We start from the raw sequence: 17,542 nt of genomic DNA, 5'->3' as shown, positions 1-17,542 counted from the left end.
TCAAACCTTAATGGTCAGCCGCCGGGCCACCGATTGGGGCTTCAGGGAGTTCATTCTGAACTACGGGCGGCGTGCCCGAGGTACCCGAACCACCTTCCCAATCACGAGGCTCACGCGGCGTACGGCCAGCCATGATGTCGTCGATCTGGTCGGCGTCGATGGTCTCATACTTCATCAGCGCATCAGCCATGGCGTCAAGTTTGTCGCGATTATCAGTCAGGATCTGCTTGGCCGTACCGTAGCACTGGTCAATGATGCTGCGAACCTCGGAGTCGATCAGCTTGGCTGTCTCACCCGAGAAGCTGGCGCTCTGACCGCCACCACCACGCCCCAGGAACACTTCACCCTCTTCCTCGGCATACATCAAAGGACCCAGCTTCTCCGACAAGCCCCACTTGGTCACCATGTTCCGGGCAATCTGACTGGCACGCATGATGTCGTTGGACGCGCCGGTGGTCACACCGTCGAAACCAAGGGTCATTTCTTCCGCAATCCGGCCGCCGTACAGCGAACAGATCTGGCTGATCAGCGCCCGCTTGGAGAGGCTATAGCGATCCTCCTCCGGCAGGAACATGGTCACACCCAGGGCCCGACCGCGTGGGATGATCGACACTTTGTAGACCGGGTCATGCTCAGGCACAACGCGACCGACAATAGCGTGACCCGCCTCGTGATAAGCGGTGTTCTGCTTCTCCTTCTCGGACATGACCATGGATTTGCGCTCGGCGCCCATCATGATCTTGTCTTTGGCCAGCTCAAACTCTTTCATTTCAACAATGCGCTTGCCGGTACGGGCAGCGAACAAGGAAGCCTCGTTGACCAGGTTAGCCAGGTCAGCACCGGAGAAACCAGGCGTACCACGAGCAATCACAGCCGGTGCTACGTCGTCACCCATTGGCACTTTGCGCATGTGTACTTTCAGGATCTGCTCACGACCACGGATATCCGGCAGGCCAACCACGACCTGACGGTCGAAACGGCCTGGACGCAGCAGCGCAGGGTCCAGCACGTCCGGACGGTTGGTCGCAGCGATGACGATAATGCCGTCATTCATCTCGAAACCATCCATCTCGACCAACAACTGGTTGAGGGTCTGCTCACGCTCATCGTGACCACCACCCATGCCGGCACCACGATGGCGACCAACGGCATCGATTTCGTCGATGAAAATGATGCACGGAGCATGTTTCTTTGCCTGTTCGAACATGTCTCGAACACGGCTGGCACCCACGCCGACGAACATCTCGACGAAGTCGGAGCCGGAAATCGTGAAGAAAGGCACCTTGGCCTCCCCGGCAATCGCTTTGGCCAACAAGGTTTTACCGGTACCCGGAGGACCCACCATCAGCACGCCGCGAGGAATACGACCACCCAGACGCTGGAACTTGCCCGGATCGCGCAGAAACTCTACCAGTTCGCCGACTTCTTCCTTGGCTTCATCGCAACCGGCAACGTCAGCCAGGGTCGTCTTTACCTGATCTTCGGAGAGCAGGCGCGCCTTGCTCTTGCCGAAGCTCATCGGCCCGCCCTTGCCTCCCGCACCGCCCTGCATCTGGCGCATGAAGAACATGAACACGGCGATAATCACCAGGATCGGGAAGCTGGCTACCAGGAGCTGTGTCCAGATACTCTGCTGCTCCGGCTGCTTGCCTTCCACGACGACCTTGTTATCCACCAAGTCGCCGATCAGCCCATTATCCTGAATTGCCGGACGAATGGTCTTGAAGCTGTCGCCATCAATGCGCTTACCGGTAATCACGTAGCCATCAACCGCTACGCGCTCGACCTTGCCATCCTTGACTTGCTGGATGAAGTCGGAATAGTTGAGGGTCTGCGGCTCGTTAGGGCTGGAGAAGTTGTTCATCACCGTCACCAGGACAGCCGCAATGATCAACCACAGGATCAGATTCTTTGCCATATCGTTCAATTAACTACCCTCTGAAGCAAGCTCCGCTACTGGCGCGCGCTTCGCATGATATTCACCGGCCTAACTTACTACATTACCTACATCTCTGGCAGGCGCCGTCTGTAACCCTTTGTGAAACTTTGACTACACAATATTCGTAAAGCCTCATGACAAAAGCGATATAAAAAAACCTATCGCCTTCCTCGAAATTCTCAAAAACGCTCCTCGCTCGCCGCGCCTTCGACGCCGCGGAAGCCGCGGCATAACAGGTATTGTTCCCTGGACCTGTCCCGGGAGGAGTCCGGCTTACGCGTCTGTACCTTGTCGAACAACTTGCGGATGTTCTTGTGGTACTCGTCGAAACCTTCGCCCTGGAACACTTTCACCAGGAAATCACCACCCGGACGCAATACGCGACCCGCCAGATCCAGTGCCAATTCGCACAGGAACATGGCTCGCGGCATATCAACAGCCGGTAATCCACTCATATTGGGGGCCATGTCGGAAATCACAAGGTCTACCTGCGAATTTCCTACAGCTTCCAAAATCTCGGCCAACACCGCGTCCTGGGTGAAGTCACCGTGTACGAAGGTGACATCGGGGATGCTGTCCATCTCAAGGATGTCGGAAGCGATCAGTCGACCTTGCCCACCAATCAGACGACTGGTCACCTGGGACCAGCCACCGGGGGCCGCACCAAGGTCGATGACGCTCATGCCTGGACGAATCAACTTGTCCTTGTCCTGGATCTCCAGCAGCTTGTAGCTGGCCCGGGAGCGATACCCATCCTTCTGCGCCTTTTTGACGTAAGGATCGTTGAAATGTTCTTGCAGCCACTTAAGGCTAGTTTTGGAACGGGCCACGGGCCACCTCGAAAAATAAAACGGGTCGTGATTAACTGGGCGGTCCCGGACTCGCTCGGGTAAACTGGCCGCCGCTTTTTACAAGATCAGACGCAGGGGTCAGATTATGCCGCTCACTCAAGAGCAGAAGAAACAGTACAAATCCATTGGCCACCATCTGAAACCAGTTCTGATTGTGGCAGACAACGGGTTGACTGAAGGTGTGTTAGCCGAATTTGAACGCGCACTGAACGATCACGAGTTGATCAAGATCAAGGTCAATATCCTTGATCGCGAAGCGCGCCTGGCTGCCGTTGCAGAACTGTGCAAGGCGGGCAAGGCGGATCTGGTCCAGGTCATCGGCAAGATGGCGCTGCTGTATCGCAAGAACTTCAGCGTCAACAAGCAACTGTCGAACGTACACCGTTTCAAGTAACAAAAAGGGTCACGGGCGTGCTTCGCGCGCCCTGCCACTCCATCCCGGCACCGGCTGCATCACCAGCACCAGGCCGGAGAACCCTAGCACAAGATAGCTGAACAGCCGCCAGCGCAACGCTTCCGGCAGCCACACATGCACCACGCAAAACATCGCGCAGGCATACAGCGCCATCAACAGCAGTTGCCCACGAATATCTCGCCACAAACTCCCCAAGCCTTCAGCCTTGATCAGCACTAACGCCTGAAGCATTACGCACGCCGCCGCAAAACCTACCAGCAGCGCACTCAACAATCCGTCGACTTCGTCGATCAGCAGCGGTGCCAGGCCAATCAAGCCCAGCGCCGGTAACACGCCAATATGTAGCAGCCACAGGCCACCGACCCAAAGCATCTGGGAGAGCTGCCAAAGCATGGCGCCCGCACGAAGCGGGCGCCGTTTCTCAGATGTGACGAACTTCGACAATCTCGTACTCAATCACGCCACTCGGCGTCTTCACAGCGACCACGTCGCCCTCTTCCTTGGCAATCAAGGCACGAGCGATCGGCGAACCGACGGAGATCTTGCCTTTTTTGAAGTCAGCCTCATCTTCTCCCACGATCTGGTAGGTCACGCTCTCATCGGTCTCGACGTTGGCGATTTCCACCGTGGTGCCAAAGATCACCTTGCCAGTATGCGGGATGGTCGTGACATCGATAATCACCGCATTCTGCATGCGGCCCTCGATATCACGAATCCGCGCCTCGACCATACCCTGCTGCTCACGGGCAGCGTGGTATTCGGCGTTTTCCTTCAAGTCACCCAGCTCGCGGGCCGTACCGATGTCCTGGCTCAGCTTTGGACGTACGACCTTGGTCAGATGGGCATGCTCCTCTTCCAGGGCCTTGGCACCCTGAACGGTCATTGGGTATTTGGTTATGCTCATGCCTTCAATCCCGCATGTAAATCCTGCAAGCGACGCACGGTCTTTTCCGGACCGAACTTGAGCGCTTCGCAGATGGCTTCGCCAGCAGCAATAGTGGTGGTGCAGTAGATCTTGTGCTGCAAGGCATTACGACGAATGGAGTAGGAATCCGCGATCGACTGGCGACCTTCGGTGGTGTTGATGATCAGGGTGACTTCGTCATTCTTGATCATGTCGACCACATGCGGACGGCCTTCCGTCACCTTGTTCACGCGACGTACTTTCAGGCCGGCAGCTTCGATCAGCTTGGCGGTCCCGGCGGTAGCCACGACTTCAAAGCCCAAGTTGATCAGATCACGGGCAACCCCTGCAACCAGTGGCTTGTCGTCATCACGCACGCTGATAAACGCAGTACCGCCGGTCGGAAGCACTTCACTGGCCCCCATCTGGGCCTTGGCGAATGCTTCACCGAAGGTATCGCCCACGCCCATCACTTCACCCGTGGACTTCATCTCCGGGCCCAGGATCGGGTCCACACCAGGGAATTTGGCGAACGGGAATACCGCCTCTTTCACGCTGTAGAAGTTTGGAATGATTTCCTTGGTGAAACCGATTTCCTTCAAGGTCTTACCGGCCATCACACGGGCCGCGATCATGGCCAGGGACACACCGATGCACTTGGAAACAAACGGCACGGTACGCGAAGCCCGCGGGTTGACTTCGATGACGTAGATGTCTTCGCCTTGCAGCGCCAACTGTACGTTCATCAGGCCGACCACACCCAGCTCCAGCGCCATTTTCTTGACCTGCTCGCGCATCTCGTCCTGGATGTGCGCCGGCAACGAGTACGGCGGCAGCGAGCATGCGGAGTCACCGGAGTGAACGCCCGCCTGTTCGATATGCTGCATGATTGCGCCGATCACCACGTCAGTACCGTCACAAACCGCATCCACGTCCATTTCGATGGCGCAGTTGAGGAAGTGGTCCAGCAGCACCGGGCTGTCGTTGGACACTTTCACTGCATCACGCAGGTAACGCTTGAGTTCGTCTTCTTCATAGACAATTTCCATCGCGCGGCCGCCCAGCACGTAGGATGGACGTACCACCAACGGGTAGCCGATCTTGCTGGCTGCACGGATGGCTTCGTCTTCGCTGCGCACGGTAGCGTTTGGCGGCTGACGCAGGTTAAGGCGCTCAACCATCTGCTGGAAGCGCTCACGATCTTCGGCACGGTCGATAGCGTCCGGGCTGGTGCCGATGATCGGCACACCGGCGGCTTCGAGGGCACGCGCCAGCTTCAGCGGAGTCTGGCCGCCGTACTGGACGATTACACCTTTGGGCTTCTCGACGCGACAGATTTCCAGTACGTCTTCCAGGGTTACCGGCTCGAAGTACAGACGATCGGACGTGTCGTAGTCAGTGGAAACAGTTTCCGGGTTGCAGTTGACCATGATGGTCTCGTACCCGTCTTCGCGCAGCGCAAGGGCGGCGTGTACACAGCAATAGTCGAACTCGATGCCCTGGCCGATACGGTTCGGACCACCACCCAGGATGATGATCTTGTCGCGATCCGACGGCGCAGCTTCGCACTCTTCCTCGTAGGTGGAGTACATGTAGGCAGTGTCGGTGGCGAACTCGGCTGCGCAGGTGTCAACGCGCTTGTAGACCGGGAAGATCTCCAGTTTGTGGCGATGGGTGCGCAGGTTCTTCTCGGTTACACCCAGCAGCTTGGCCAGGCGCTGGTCGGAGAAGCCTTTGCGCTTGAGACGGAACATCAAGTCGCGGTCGATAGACGACAGACCGAGGGTCTTGACCTTCTCTTCTTCCTTGATCAGATCTTCGATCTGTACAAGGAACCACGGGTCGATCATGTTCATGCCGAAGATATCTTCGACGCTCAGGCCGGCGCGGAAGGCGTCAGCCACATACCAGATACGCTCGGCGCCCGGCACGGTCAGCTCGCGCTTGAGGATGCTCATGCTTTCCGGGTTGCTCAGGTCGAGCTTCTCGTCCAGGCCGCAAACACCGACTTCCAGGCCACGCAGGGCTTTCTGCAGGGACTCCTGGAAAGTGCGACCGATCGCCATGACTTCACCGACAGACTTCATCTGGGTGGTCAGGCGCGCATCAGCCTTGGCGAATTTCTCGAAGGCAAAGCGTGGCAGCTTGGTCACAACGTAGTCGATAGACGGCTCGAAAGACGCAGGCATGGCACCGCCCGTGATTTCGTTTTGCAGCTCGTCCAGGGTGTAACCGATCGCCAGCTTGGCAGCGATACGTGCAATCGGGAAGCCGGTAGCTTTCGAAGCCAGCGCCGAAGAACGCGATACACGCGGGTTCATCTCGATCACGACCATGCGGCCAGTGTCCGGGCAGATGCCGAACTGAACGTTGGAACCACCGGTTTCAACGCCGATCTCGCGCAACACCGCCAACGAGGCGTTACGCATGATCTGGTATTCCTTGTCCGTCAGGGTCTGCGCCGGAGCAACGGTGATCGAGTCACCGGTGTGCACGCCCATCGGGTCGAAGTTTTCGATGGAGCAGACGATGATGCAGTTGTCCTTCTTATCGCGGACAACCTCCATCTCATACTCTTTCCAGCCGATCAGGGATTCGTCGATCAGCAGCTCTTTGGTCGGAGACAGGTCCAGGCCACGGGCGCAGATTTCTTCGAACTCTTCACGATTGTAAGCAATGCCACCACCGGTGCCGCCCATGGTGAAGGACGGGCGGATGATGCATGGGAAGCCCAGCTTTTCGAGAACCGCGTTGGCCTCTTCCATGCTGTGGGCAATACCCGAGCGCGGGCAGTCAAGGCCAATGGACTTCATGGCCTTGTCGAAGCGCGAACGGTCTTCAGCCTTGTCGATGGTGTCGGCATTGGCACCGATCATCTCTACGCCGAACTTTTCCAGGACGCCTTCGCGCTCCAGGTCCAGGGCGCAATTCAAAGCGGTCTGGCCGCCCATGGTCGGCAGCAGCGCGTCCGGACGCTCTTTCTCGATGATCTTGGCCACGGTCTGCCACTTGATCGGCTCGATGTAGGTGGCGTCGGCCATGGCCGGATCAGTCATGATCGTGGCTGGGTTGGAGTTCACCAGGATGACGCGGTAGCCCTCCTCGCGCAGGGCTTTACAGGCCTGGGCGCCGGAGTAGTCGAATTCGCAGGCCTGGCCGATTACGATCGGGCCAGCGCCGAGAATCAGGATGCTTTTTATGTCTGTACGTTTTGGCATGGGTTTGTCACTCAAATCCGCAGGTCAGTCGGCAAGCCGTCTTGAACAATCTTTGAAGAGCCTGCGGGGGCCGCCGAAGCTCGGGGCCACCCGCAGGCCAGTCAGTCAGCGTCGCTTGGCCATCTCATTGATGAAACGGTCGAACAGCGGCGCTACGTCGTTCGGGCCCGGGCTGGCTTCAGGGTGGCCCTGGAAGCTGAACGCGCTCTTGTCGGTGCGCTCGATGCCCTGCAGGGAACCGTCGAACAGCGACTTGTGAATGGCGCGCACGTTGCTTGGCAAGGAGGCTTCATCTACCGCAAAACCGTGGTTCTGGCTGGTGATCATCACAATGCCGGTATCCAGGTCTTGTACCGGGTGGTTTGCACCATGGTGGCCGTGCCCCATTTTCAGGGTCTTGGCGCCGGAGGCCAGGGCCAGCAACTGGTGGCCCAGGCAGATGCCGAATACCGGGATCTCGGTCTCCAGCACGTCCTTGATGGCCTGGATGGCGTAGTCGCATGGCTCGGGGTCACCCGGGCCGTTGGACAGGAACACACCATCCGGTTGCAGGGCGAGCACGTCGCTGGCAGGGGTTTGCGCCGGCACCACGGTCACGCGGCAGCCGCGCTCGACCAGCATGCGCAGGATGTTGTACTTGACGCCGTAGTCGTAGGCGACCACGTGGTAAGGCAACTCGGCAGCATCAATGGTCGCATGGCTGTCAGTCTTCAAATCCCAGACCGTGGAACGCCACTCGTACTTTTCTTTGACGCTGACGACTTTCGCCAGGTCCATGCCCTTCAGGCCAGGGAAACCTTGTGCTGCGGCAATCGCCGCCTCTTCGGAAATATTGTCACCGACCATGACGCAGCCATTCTGCGAGCCTTTCTCACGCAGGATGCGCGTCAGGCGGCGCGTGTCGATACCGGCGATCGCCACAACATTGTTGGCTTTCAGGTAATCGGACAGCGACATCGTGTTACGCCAGTTGCTCGCAACCAGTGGCAGGTCACGAATTACCAGACCTGCCGACCAGACACGATCAGACTCGACGTCTTCCGGCGTAGTACCGGTGTTGCCGATGTGCGGATAGGTCAGGGTAACGATCTGTTGGGCGTAGGAAGGATCGGTAAGGATTTCCTGATAGCCGGTCATGGCAGTGTTAAACACTACCTCTCCAACGGTTTGACCGTCGGCTCCAATGGCTTCGCCGCGAAAAATGCTGCCATCAGCAAGGGCGAGTATGGCTGGCTTAGTCAAGAAGACCTCCCGTAAATAAAGCCTGAAAGGGCGATCGCAGGTTGTAAAAAAGCGGAGTGACGTATGGACACGTCACCCCGCTTCTTCACTGAATTATTCTGCGCGCTTTTAGTGGACACACTAAAGCTGTAGCTTACAGAAAAAGGCTTTTTTGGTCCACCGCTAATGAGCCTTAAAGGCAGGAGAATGCGACAGGACGTCGCTTAGCGGTTAAAAACGGGGCCTCAGGATAATCCTGGAGCCCCGTTTTAGCTACTGGTTAGTGCAGATCCAGCACATCGCGCATGTCATACAGACCCGGCTCACGCCCTTCCAACCAGAGCGCAGCACGTACCGCACCCTTGGCGAACGTCATGCGGCTTGAGGCCTTGTGCGTGATCTCCAAGCGCTCGCCTTCGGTAGCGAACAATACGGTGTGATCACCCACCACATCGCCACCGCGCACAGTCGCGAAGCCAATGGTGTCTCGCGCACGCTCGCCGGTATGACCTTCACGCCCGTAGACAGCCACTTTCGACAGATCGCGACCCAGCGCATCAGCAATAGCTTCCCCCATACGCAGAGCAGTGCCTGAAGGCGCATCGATCTTGTGCCGGTGATGGGTCTCGATAATCTCGATATCCGCTTCATCGCCTAGCACGCGCGCCGCCAGATCCAGCAACTTGAGCGACAGGTTCACGCCGACGCTGAAATTGGCGGCGAAGACGATGGGGATGTCCTTGCCCGCCTCCACCAGCAATTGCTTCTGCTCAGCACTCAAGCCCGTTGTGCCAATCACCATGGCCTTGCCTGCCCTGCGGCAGAACGCCAGGTTTTTCAGCATCACATCCGGCAGGGTGAAGTCGATCAATACGTCGAACTCCTCAGCCACCTGCTCAAGACTGCCCGACAACGAAACACCGATGCGCCCCAACGAGGCCAATTCACCTGCATCTGCGCCAATCAAGGTGCTGCCCGGGCGAACGATCGCCGCGGTCAGCCCAGAGGCCGGCGAACGCTGCTGCACCGCCTCGACCAGCGTTTTGCCCATGCGCCCAGCAGCGCCCATTACGGCTATACGTCGCATATCCACTTCCTTACAGGTCGCCGAAGAAGCGCTTCACGCCATCGAAAAAGCCTGTGGTCTTCGGCGAATGGGAATCGTCACCCTCCAACGAACTACGGAACTCTTCGAGCAATTCGCGCTGGCGCCGTCCCAGGTTCACCGGGGTTTCTACCGCTACACGGCACATCAGGTCACCCGCACCACCTCCGCGAACCGGCGCAACGCCTTTGCCGCGAATGCGGAACTGCTTGCCGGTTTGAGTGCCTTCGGGAATTTTGAGCTTGACCCGGCCATCAAGGGTCGGAATCTCCAGCTCGCCACCCAAGGCTGCATCGACAAAGCTGATCGGCACCTCACAGAACAGATGCTTGCCATCGCGCTGGAAGATCGAGTGCTCGCGCACATTGATCACCACGTACAAGTCGCCCGTCGGGCCGCCCTGCGTCCCCGCCTCGCCTTCGCCCGACAGGCGAATACGATCACCGGTATCCACACCTGCCGGCACTTTCACCGAGAGGGTCTTGTACTCTTCAACGCGGCCTTCGCCGTGGCAGGAGTCGCATGGATCAGAAATGATCTTGCCCTGGCCATGGCAACGCGGGCAGGTTTGCTGCACCGAGAAGAACCCCTGCTGCATGCGTACCTGACCGATACCACCACAGGTCGGGCACGTAATCGGCGAAGAGCCTTTTTTCGCCCCCGAACCGTCGCACGGCTTGCAGTTAACCAGCGTCGGCACACGGATGTTGACGCTGGTGCCGCGCACGGCCTCTTCCAGATTCAGCTCCAGGGTGTAGCGCAGGTCACTGCCACGCTGGGCACCGCCACGCTGACCACCGCGGCCACCGCCAAAGAAGTCGCTGAACACGTCGCCAAAAATATCGGAGAAGTTCTGGCCACCAAAACCGGCACCGCCGCCACCCATGCCCGGGTCGACGCCGGCATGCCCATACTGGTCGTAGGCCGCACGCTTGTTGGGATCACAAAGGCATTCGTAGGCCTCATTGGCCTCCTTGAACATCTCTTCGGATTCTTTGTTATCCGGATTACGGTCCGGGTGGTGCTTCATTGCCAGGCGGCGGTAGGCCTTTTTCAGGTCCGCTTCGCTGGCCCCGCGCTCCACACCCAACACTTCGTAATAGTCACGCTTTGCCATAAGTCTTTGCACTCTTAAGGACGTCCGGCCTGGCCCTCCTGAACCCTGCCAAACTCGTTGAGCCCCAATACAGGCCCGGACCCAACTCACGTCAATTCAACGATCCTGGTCATTACTGCTTTCAGCCAGGGACCCGGCCAAAAACGCGGTGACTGTCATTCGGAAAGCAGGAGCATTCCCGGTCACACCGCCAGCATCCGAGCGTTGTCGCATGCTGTAAAAATTCGCATACCCCAGACACGCCAACGCGGGAGCTAGCTCCCGCGCGGCGACATCCTACCAGCCACCGCTTGTCAGCGGTCAACCGGGCAACCAACTTACTTGTTGTCTTTAACTTCTTCGAACTCGGCATCGACAACATCGTCGTGCTTGGCTTCAGGCTCTGCTTGTTGCGCAGCACCGTCAGCCGGCTGAGCTTGTTCGGCGTACATTTTCTGAGCGACCGGCGCGGAAACTTTCGACAGCTCCTCAACCTTGGCTTCGATGGCGGCCTTGTCGTCGCCCTTGATGGCGGCTTCCAGGGCAACCACTGCGGCTTCGATTGCGGTTTTCTCGTCTTCCGTCACCTTATCGCCAGCATCAGCGATCATCTTGCGAGTCGAGTGAACCAGCGCGTCACCCTGGTTACGGGCACCGGCCAACTCTTCGAACTTCTTGTCCGCTTCAGCATTGGTTTCGGCATCACGGATCATCTGTTGAATTTCTTCGTCAGACAGGCCGGAGTTAGCCTTGATGGTGATCTTTTGCTCTTTGCCGGTAGCCTTGTCCTTCGCACCAACGTGCAGGATGCCGTTGGCGTCGATGTCGAAGGTCACTTCGATCTGTGGCACGCCACGTGGTGCTGGTGGAATCTCAGCCAGGTCGAACTTGCCCAGGGACTTGTTCTGGGCGGCTTGCTTGCGCTCACCTTGCAGCACGTGAATGGTCACGGCGCCCTGGTTGTCGTCGGCAGTCGAGAACACTTGGGATTTCTTGGTAGGAATCGTGGTGTTTTTCTCGATCAGCGCAGTCATTACGCCGCCCATGGTTTCGATACCCAGGGTCAGCGGGCTTACGTCCAGCAGCAGCACGTCTTTCACGTCACCGGCCAATACCGCACCCTGGATCGCAGCACCCATGGCAACGGCTTCGTCAGGGTTGACGTCTTTACGTGCTTCTTTGCCGAAGAACTCGGTTACCAGCTTTTGCACCAATGGCATACGGGTCTGGCCGCCGACCAGGATCACGTCGTTGATCGAACCAACGTCGATGCCGGAGTCTTTCAGCGCGATACGGCAAGGCTCGATAGTGCGCTGAACCAGGTCTTCAACCAGCGCCTCAAGCTTGGAGCGCGAGATCTTCACGTTCAAGTGCTTAGGACCGGTAGCGTCTGCAGTGATGTATGGCAGGTTGACGTCGGTCGACTGAGCGGAAGACAGCTCGATCTTGGCTTTCTCGGCGGCTTCTTTCAGGCGCTGCATGGCCAGCGGGTCACCCTTGAGGTTCATGCCGCTTTCTTTCTTGAATTCGTCAACAAGGTAGTCGATCAGACGAATGTCAAAGTCTTCACCACCCAGGAAGGTGTCGCCGTTGGTGGCCAACACTTCGAACTGGTGCTCGCCGTCAACTTCGGCGATCTCGATCACGGAGACGTCGAAGGTACCGCCGCCCAGGTCGTAAACGATCACGGTATGATCGCCCTTGGCCTTGTCCATGCCGTAAGCCAGCGCAGCTGCGGTGGGTTCGTTGATGATGCGTTTTACGTCGAGGCCCGCGATGCGGCCGGCGTCTTTGGTTGCCTGACGCTGACTGTCGTTGAAGTAGGCCGGAACGGTGATCACCGCTTCAGTCACTGCTTCACCGAGGTAGTCTTCGGCGGTCTTCTTCATCTTTTTCAAGATTTCAGCCGAGATTTGCGGCGGCGACATTTTCTGGCCGTTTACTTCAACCCAGGCGTCGCCGTTGTCGGCCTTGGCGATTTTGTAAGGCACCATCTTGATGTCTTTCTGAACGACTTCTTCGTCGAACTTACGACCGATCAGACGCTTTACCGCGTACAGGGTGTTATGCGGGTTGGTCACAGCCTGGCGCTTGGCCGACTGACCGACGAGGATCTCGCCGTCATTTGCGTAAGCAATGATCGACGGCGTGGTACGCGCGCCTTCGGCGTTTTCGATAACTTTTGCAACGCCGTTTTCCAGCACGGAGACGCAGGAGTTGGTGGTCCCCAGGTCAATACCGATAATTTTGCCCATGATTTACTCTCCCGAAACTTGAATTTTTTTGCCGCAGCAGTGGTGGCTAACTGCGGTAGCACTTAAACGCTTGACTTATAGATGGGGGCCTTGCGGCGGATTTCAAGCCTGCTCATCAATAGAAGGTGCAGCGGGTGCAGGAGCCTTGCTCACCACCACCATTGCCGGGCGCATCAAGCGGCCGTTGAGCTGGTAACCCTTCTGGAACACCTTCATTACGCTGTTGGGCTCCAGGTCATGGCTTTCCTGCATGGCCATGGCTTGGTGATGCTCAGCGTTGAACGGCTCACCGCCTTGCGGATCGATAGCTTCCAGCTGATAACGCTTCAGGGTGTCCTGGAACATTTTCAGGGTCAGCTCGATGCCTTCGCGCATGGGACGGATGTTTTCGTCGTCCGGATTGGACAACTCAAGACCACGCTCCAGGCTGTCGATGATCGGCAGCAGATCACCGGCGAATTTTTCCAGCGCGAATTTGTGAGCCTTTTCTACGTCCTGCTCGGCACGGCGGCGGACGTTCTGCAGATCGGCGGCAACACGCAAAGATTGATCCTGCGCAGCGGACAATTGCTCTTCGAGCACTTGCACGCGTGTTGCCAGCTCATCACCGGCAGCCGCGTTGGCGTCTGGAGTTTGCGTATCCTGCGTCTGTTCGTCAGCCATAGATTTCTCCTTTCAAAATCATGCGCGAACTCAACTCGCGCTTCTGTTCCGGTATATGGGGCCACAATTTCCAGGTTCAAGGGCGCAGGCGTTACCAAAAGTCTTTCGCATGCGCTGGATCATTTCCTGCGCCCTCATTCCGCATCGCGCTAAGAAAATGCATTAATCAAGCAAATCGAGCTAAGCGTCAGGATTGTCAGCCTTAAACAAAACACTGTATAAATAACCAGACCTAAAGCCTGGGAGCGGCCGTCATGCTGGTGCACCTGTCTGTACACAACTACGCCATTGTTGAACACCTGGACCTTGAACTGGATCGCGGGATGAGCGTAATCACAGGCGAGACCGGCGCCGGCAAGTCGATCATGCTCGACGCTCTCGGTCTGACCCTCGGCGACCGCGCCGACAGTGGCGTGGTACGCCCTGGCTCCGACAAAGCCGATATCCTGGCCACCTTCGACCTTGCGGATATTCCTGAAGCCGAGGCATGGCTTGCCGAGCGCGATCTGAATAATGAAGGGCCTTGCATCCTGCGCCGGGTGATCACTGCCGAAGGGCGCTCCCGCGGCTATATCAACGGCACGCCTTGCCCCCTTGGCGACTTGAAAGCCCTGGGTGAGCTGCTCATCGATATCCACAGCCAGCACGAACACCAATCCCTGCTGAAAACCGATACCCACCGCCGTCTGCTCGATGAATACGCCGGCGCCACCGATCTTGCCCGTCAAGTTCAACTGGCTGCCCAACGTTGGCGCCAGACGCGCCAGGAGCTGGAACGCCTCTCCAACTCCGGCGATGAACAACGTGCCCGCCACCAGTTGCTCAGCTATCAGCTGGAAGAACTCGAAAGCCTGGGCCTGGGTGAGAACGAGCTGGAGCAGCTTGAACAGGAACACAAGAACCTGACCAATGCCGAGACCCTGCTAGGTATATGCCGCCAGGTGGTCGAGCAATGCAGTGAGAGCGATTCCGGCAATGTGCTCAACGCACTGACCGCCAGCCTCAATCGCCTGTCCAGCGTGAACAACGCTTCCGGCTCGCTGAATGAAGCCACCACCCTGCTGACCAGCGCACAGATCCAGGTTGAGGAAGCGGTCGGCGAACTGAATCGCTTTCTGGACCATTTCGATGCCGATCCAGCGCGCCTGCAGGAAATAGAAGAGCGCCTGGATACCATCTATACCCTGGCACGCAAGCATCGAATCCAGCCCACAGAAGTCGCCGCCATGCAGCAGAAATTGCTGGATGAAATCGAGACGCTGAACGCGAACGACGAATCCATCGAGCGGCTGGGCGAGGAACTCGCTTCGTTTGCCCGCCATTATCAAGAAAAGGCCCGGGAGTTGAGCGACCTGCGCCAGCAAGCAGCCACCAGCCTGGCCAGTGCTGTTGAGCAAGAAATCCAGCGCCTGGGCATGCCGGGCGGACGCTTTACCATCGAACTACGCGCAAATGCCAGCCATGAACTGCAACCCCATGGGCTGGAGCAAGTAGAACTGCTGGTCAGCGCCAACCCCGGACAACCTCTCAAGGCCTTGGCCAAAGTGGCGTCCGGTGGCGAGCTGTCGCGAATCAGCCTGGCGATCCAAGTGATTACCGCCCAAACCTCACGAGTTCCGACGCTGGTATTCGACGAGGTAGACGTTGGCATTGGCGGGCCGACCGCAGAGATTGTCGGCCAGTTGTTGCGCCGCCTGGGGGATCGTGGGCAGGTGCTTACGGTAACTCACTTGCCGCAAGTGGCCGCCCAGGGTCATCAGCATTTATTTGTGCACAAGGTGCGAGGCAATGACGCGACGCATACGGCCGTCTCCAAGCTGAACAAATCGGAGCGGGTAGAAGAGGTGGCGCGGATGCTCGGCGGTATCGACTTGACCAAGGAGTCCTTGGCTCACGCGAAAAAAATGGTCGTGGCCGCCAAGGCCTGAACTGGTATTTCCGTCTTATAGAAAGCACGAAGGCGACCCTGGGGTCGCCTTCAATCGTTTCACAGAGCACATCTGCGTCGATTTTTACTTTTTCTTACGGATGTACAAGACCAGATTATGGTCGACCAAATCGAACCCATGCTCCTCAGCGATCTTATGCTGCAGCGCCTCGATTTCAGGACTGGTGAACTCGATAACCTCATTGGTATCCAGGTCAACCATGTGGTCATGGTGACCACCGTCGGCCAATTCGAACACCGCATGACCGCCGTCGAAATTATGACGAACCACCAGCCCTGCGGCTTCAAACTGGGTCAGCACACGGTAAACCGTGGCCAAGCCGACGTCCTCGTTAGACTCCATCAGCGCCTTGTAGACATCCTCGGCACTCATGTGGCGCTGCTCAGCAGAATCGAGCATTTGTAGAATCTTGACTCGTGGCAGAGTCACTTTGAGACCGGCTTTGCGTAGTTCGCTATTTTCAACCATGGTTAGCTTTCTCGCGGATGCTGCTTCGCAGCTTCTCTTAATACGGGTATGATCGGCGTTTACGTTGTCCCAGCCAAGATAGTGGAAGTCGCCCACCGATGCAAAACACCAAGCTCTTGCTAACCAGTTTCACCTTTGTGGGACTGCTCGCACTCGCCGGTTGTTCATTCCCCGGGGTTTACAAAATCGACATCCAGCAGGGCAATGTCGTCACGCAGGACATGATAGACCAGTTACGCCCGGGAATGACCCGACGGCAAGTACGGTTTATTATGGGCAACCCCCTGCTGACCGACACTTTCCATGCCGATCGCTGGGATTATCTCTATAGCCTCCAGCCAGGTGGCGGTGAACGCCAACAGGAGCGCGTCAGTGTCGTCTTCAACGGCAATGACCAGCTTGTCAGCCTGTCCGGTGACTTCATGCCCGGCGTGAGCCGCGATGAAGCGCTGCTGGGCAAGGACAGCGGCACCAACGTGACCGCACCTGTGCAGGAAGCTGAAAAGCCGAAATCCGAGGTGCCGGCCAAGCCAGGCTCGCTGCTGGACCAGATCCAAAAAGACGTCGACGGCGTGGAAACTGTTCCCGTCCCGACGCCGCAGCCTCTGGACACCGACCCGCAGTAATTTTGCCGCGCTCGATAAAAAGCCCGGCATGCCGGGCTTTTTGTTGCCTGCCATTTGGCCGGCTTATGAATTTTGCTGCCTGCTCATCGCAGCTTTAGCCGCACGCAGCCTGCGCACTTCCTTGGGGTCCGCAAGCAGCGGCCGGTAGATTTCAATTCGATCACCGGGTTGCACAGCACGCACATCAGCATCCGCCACCACCTTACCGAAGATTCCCAACGGGCAGTAGGCCAACACCAGGTCCGGAAATTGCCGTGCGATTCCCGACGCCAGGACCGCCGCTCTCAGGCTGGTGCCCTCGGGCATTGTCACCGCCAACAAAACCTGGCGATCCACCGCGGCATACACCACTTCAATCTCAACCATGCAATTGCTTGGCCCGCTGGCAGAACGCGTCCACCAGCGTATTAGCGGCCTGATTGAACAAAGGCCCCAGCGTGGCACGCACAATGGGGCCGGCATAATCAAATGACAGATCCAGGCTGATCTTGCAGGCCTTATCGGTCAGCGCTTTGAATACCCATACCCCATGCAACTGAGTGAACGGCCCTTCCTGCAAATTCATTTCAATGGATTTGCCAGGCACCAGCACATTGCGCGTCACAAAATGCTGGCTAAGACCGCCCTTGGCGACCCCGACACTGGCAACCATGTGCTCGTCACTGCTCTCCAAGACCTCGGCAGTCGAGCACCAAGGCAGGAACTCCGGGTAACGCGCCACGTCGTTGACCAGGTCATAGAGCGCCTGCGCTGGATAGGGCAACAGGGCCGAACGTTGAATATGCGTCGTCATGTGAGCGTTACTTCCACTGCTGAGCGGCAAACATCGCGA

General features: G+C 57.8%; 16 protein-coding genes. 3 read left to right on the top strand and 13 right to left on the bottom strand.

The genetic code is table 11. The features are described 5' to 3' along the window. Positions 1–7: 7 nt before the first annotated feature. Both ftsH and rlmE read right to left on the bottom strand, forming a co-directional pair. Positions 8–1,918, bottom strand: a complete 1,911-nt coding sequence (gene ftsH / locus KVH01_RS25675) for an ATP-dependent zinc metalloprotease FtsH (protein ID WP_046069552.1) — start codon at positions 1,916–1,918, stop codon at positions 8–10. Positions 1,919–2,118: 200 nt separating this feature from the next. Next, on the bottom strand, positions 2,119–2,769 hold the full coding sequence (rlmE, locus tag KVH01_RS25670) for a 23S rRNA (uridine(2552)-2'-O)-methyltransferase RlmE (RefSeq protein WP_034117848.1): 651 nt from the start codon (positions 2,767–2,769) through the stop codon (positions 2,119–2,121). Between the two features lie 106 nt (positions 2,770–2,875). Between rlmE and yhbY the strand changes: the two genes are divergently transcribed. Then, positions 2,876–3,184, top strand: a complete 309-nt coding sequence (gene yhbY, locus KVH01_RS25665; RefSeq protein ID WP_043048386.1) for a ribosome assembly RNA-binding protein YhbY — start codon at positions 2,876–2,878, stop codon at positions 3,182–3,184. Between the two features lie 9 nt (positions 3,185–3,193). Here the strand turns inward: yhbY and KVH01_RS25660 are convergent, their stop codons facing one another. The 8 genes from KVH01_RS25660 to grpE form a co-directional block, all read right to left on the bottom strand. Then, positions 3,194–3,598 (bottom strand): hypothetical protein, encoded by a 405-nt coding sequence (locus KVH01_RS25660; protein ID WP_043048387.1) that lies wholly within the window; start codon positions 3,596–3,598, stop codon positions 3,194–3,196. A gap of 28 nt (positions 3,599–3,626) precedes the next feature. Beyond that, positions 3,627–4,103 carry a transcription elongation factor GreA gene (gene greA / locus KVH01_RS25655; RefSeq protein WP_043048492.1) on the bottom strand — a complete coding sequence of 159 codons (477 nt, stop codon included), beginning with the start codon at positions 4,101–4,103 and terminating at the stop codon, positions 3,627–3,629. 2 nt (positions 4,104–4,105) lie between these two features. Further along, a complete protein-coding gene (gene carB / locus KVH01_RS25650; RefSeq protein WP_043048389.1) occupies positions 4,106–7,327 on the bottom strand; it encodes a carbamoyl-phosphate synthase large subunit in 3,222 nt (1,073 codons plus the stop codon). 105 nt (positions 7,328–7,432) lie between these two features. Next, the gene (gene carA / locus KVH01_RS25645) at positions 7,433–8,569 is read right to left on the bottom strand and encodes a glutamine-hydrolyzing carbamoyl-phosphate synthase small subunit (RefSeq protein WP_217883357.1); all 1,137 of its coding nucleotides are present in this window, start codon (positions 8,567–8,569) and stop codon (positions 7,433–7,435) included. A gap of 259 nt (positions 8,570–8,828) precedes the next feature. Beyond that, positions 8,829–9,635, bottom strand: coding sequence for a 4-hydroxy-tetrahydrodipicolinate reductase (gene dapB, locus KVH01_RS25640; protein WP_217883356.1), 807 nt, complete (start codon positions 9,633–9,635; stop codon positions 8,829–8,831). A 10-nt stretch (positions 9,636–9,645) separates the two neighbouring features. Then, positions 9,646–10,770 (bottom strand): molecular chaperone DnaJ, encoded by a 1,125-nt coding sequence (dnaJ, locus tag KVH01_RS25635; protein WP_217883355.1) that lies wholly within the window; start codon positions 10,768–10,770, stop codon positions 9,646–9,648. Between the two features lie 317 nt (positions 10,771–11,087). Beyond that, the gene (gene dnaK, locus KVH01_RS25630; RefSeq protein ID WP_043048392.1) at positions 11,088–13,004 is read right to left on the bottom strand and encodes a molecular chaperone DnaK; all 1,917 of its coding nucleotides are present in this window, start codon (positions 13,002–13,004) and stop codon (positions 11,088–11,090) included. A gap of 102 nt (positions 13,005–13,106) precedes the next feature. After that, entirely contained in the window at positions 13,107–13,667 is a 561-nt protein-coding gene (grpE, locus tag KVH01_RS25625; protein ID WP_043048393.1) for a nucleotide exchange factor GrpE, read from the bottom strand. 254 nt (positions 13,668–13,921) lie between these two features. On the opposite strand from grpE, the gene recN reads away from it, so the two are divergent. Continuing rightward, on the top strand, positions 13,922–15,595 hold the full coding sequence (recN, locus tag KVH01_RS25620; protein WP_217883354.1) for a DNA repair protein RecN: 1,674 nt from the start codon (positions 13,922–13,924) through the stop codon (positions 15,593–15,595). Positions 15,596–15,679: 84 nt separating this feature from the next. Here the strand turns inward: recN and fur are convergent, their stop codons facing one another. Further along, on the bottom strand, positions 15,680–16,084 hold the full coding sequence (gene fur / locus KVH01_RS25615) for a ferric iron uptake transcriptional regulator (protein ID WP_003194220.1): 405 nt from the start codon (positions 16,082–16,084) through the stop codon (positions 15,680–15,682). A gap of 98 nt (positions 16,085–16,182) precedes the next feature. Here fur and KVH01_RS25610 point away from each other — a divergent pair, with 98 nt between their 5' ends. Further along, entirely contained in the window at positions 16,183–16,710 is a 528-nt protein-coding gene (locus tag KVH01_RS25610) for an outer membrane protein assembly factor BamE (RefSeq protein WP_043048396.1), read from the top strand. A 63-nt stretch (positions 16,711–16,773) separates the two neighbouring features. On the opposite strand, the gene KVH01_RS25605 is transcribed toward KVH01_RS25610, so the two are convergent. Together KVH01_RS25605 and KVH01_RS25600 are read right to left on the bottom strand one after the other, a co-directional pair. Continuing rightward, a complete protein-coding gene (locus KVH01_RS25605; RefSeq protein ID WP_217883353.1) occupies positions 16,774–17,076 on the bottom strand; it encodes an RnfH family protein in 303 nt (100 codons plus the stop codon). Then, the gene (locus tag KVH01_RS25600) at positions 17,069–17,503 is read right to left on the bottom strand and encodes a type II toxin-antitoxin system RatA family toxin (RefSeq protein WP_005791512.1); all 435 of its coding nucleotides are present in this window, start codon (positions 17,501–17,503) and stop codon (positions 17,069–17,071) included. The genes KVH01_RS25605 and KVH01_RS25600 overlap by 8 nt, the downstream gene beginning before the upstream one ends. Positions 17,504–17,542 lie beyond the last annotated feature (39 nt).

Source organism: Pseudomonas khavaziana (assembly GCF_019145205.1).
Taxonomy (GTDB): Bacteria; Pseudomonadota; Gammaproteobacteria; order Pseudomonadales; family Pseudomonadaceae; genus Aquipseudomonas; species Aquipseudomonas khavaziana.
The sequence above is the reverse complement of the archived record's forward strand: the minus strand, read 5'-3'. Positions and strand labels throughout refer to the sequence as shown.

What these genes read in the sequence shown, in the direction of transcription:
- carB (WP_043048389.1), bottom strand. Translation starts at nt 7,327, where the DNA reads ATGCCAAAACGTACAGACATAAAAAGCATCCTGATTCTCGGCGCTGGC.
- ftsH (WP_046069552.1), bottom strand. Translation starts at nt 1,918, where the DNA reads ATGGCAAAGAATCTGATCCTGTGGTTGATCATTGCGGCTGTCCTGGTG.
- KVH01_RS25660 (WP_043048387.1), bottom strand. Translation starts at nt 3,598, where the DNA reads ATGCTTTGGCAGCTCTCCCAGATGCTTTGGGTCGGTGGCCTGTGGCTG.
- dnaJ (WP_217883355.1), bottom strand. Translation starts at nt 10,770, where the DNA reads ATGGCAAAGCGTGACTATTACGAAGTGTTGGGTGTGGAGCGCGGGGCC.
- KVH01_RS25600 (WP_005791512.1), bottom strand. Translation starts at nt 17,503, where the DNA reads ATGACGACGCATATTCAACGTTCGGCCCTGTTGCCCTATCCAGCGCAG.
- fur (WP_003194220.1), bottom strand. Translation starts at nt 16,084, where the DNA reads ATGGTTGAAAATAGCGAACTACGCAAAGCCGGTCTCAAAGTGACTCTG.
- yhbY (WP_043048386.1), top strand. Translation starts at nt 2,876, where the DNA reads ATGCCGCTCACTCAAGAGCAGAAGAAACAGTACAAATCCATTGGCCAC.
- KVH01_RS25605 (WP_217883353.1), bottom strand. Translation starts at nt 17,076, where the DNA reads ATGGTTGAGATTGAAGTGGTGTATGCCGCGGTGGATCGCCAGGTTTTG.
- grpE (WP_043048393.1), bottom strand. Translation starts at nt 13,667, where the DNA reads ATGGCTGACGAACAGACGCAGGATACGCAAACTCCAGACGCCAACGCG.
- KVH01_RS25610 (WP_043048396.1), top strand. Translation starts at nt 16,183, where the DNA reads ATGCAAAACACCAAGCTCTTGCTAACCAGTTTCACCTTTGTGGGACTG.
- recN (WP_217883354.1), top strand. Translation starts at nt 13,922, where the DNA reads ATGCTGGTGCACCTGTCTGTACACAACTACGCCATTGTTGAACACCTG.
- dapB (WP_217883356.1), bottom strand. Translation starts at nt 9,635, where the DNA reads ATGCGACGTATAGCCGTAATGGGCGCTGCTGGGCGCATGGGCAAAACG.
- dnaK (WP_043048392.1), bottom strand. Translation starts at nt 13,004, where the DNA reads ATGGGCAAAATTATCGGTATTGACCTGGGGACCACCAACTCCTGCGTC.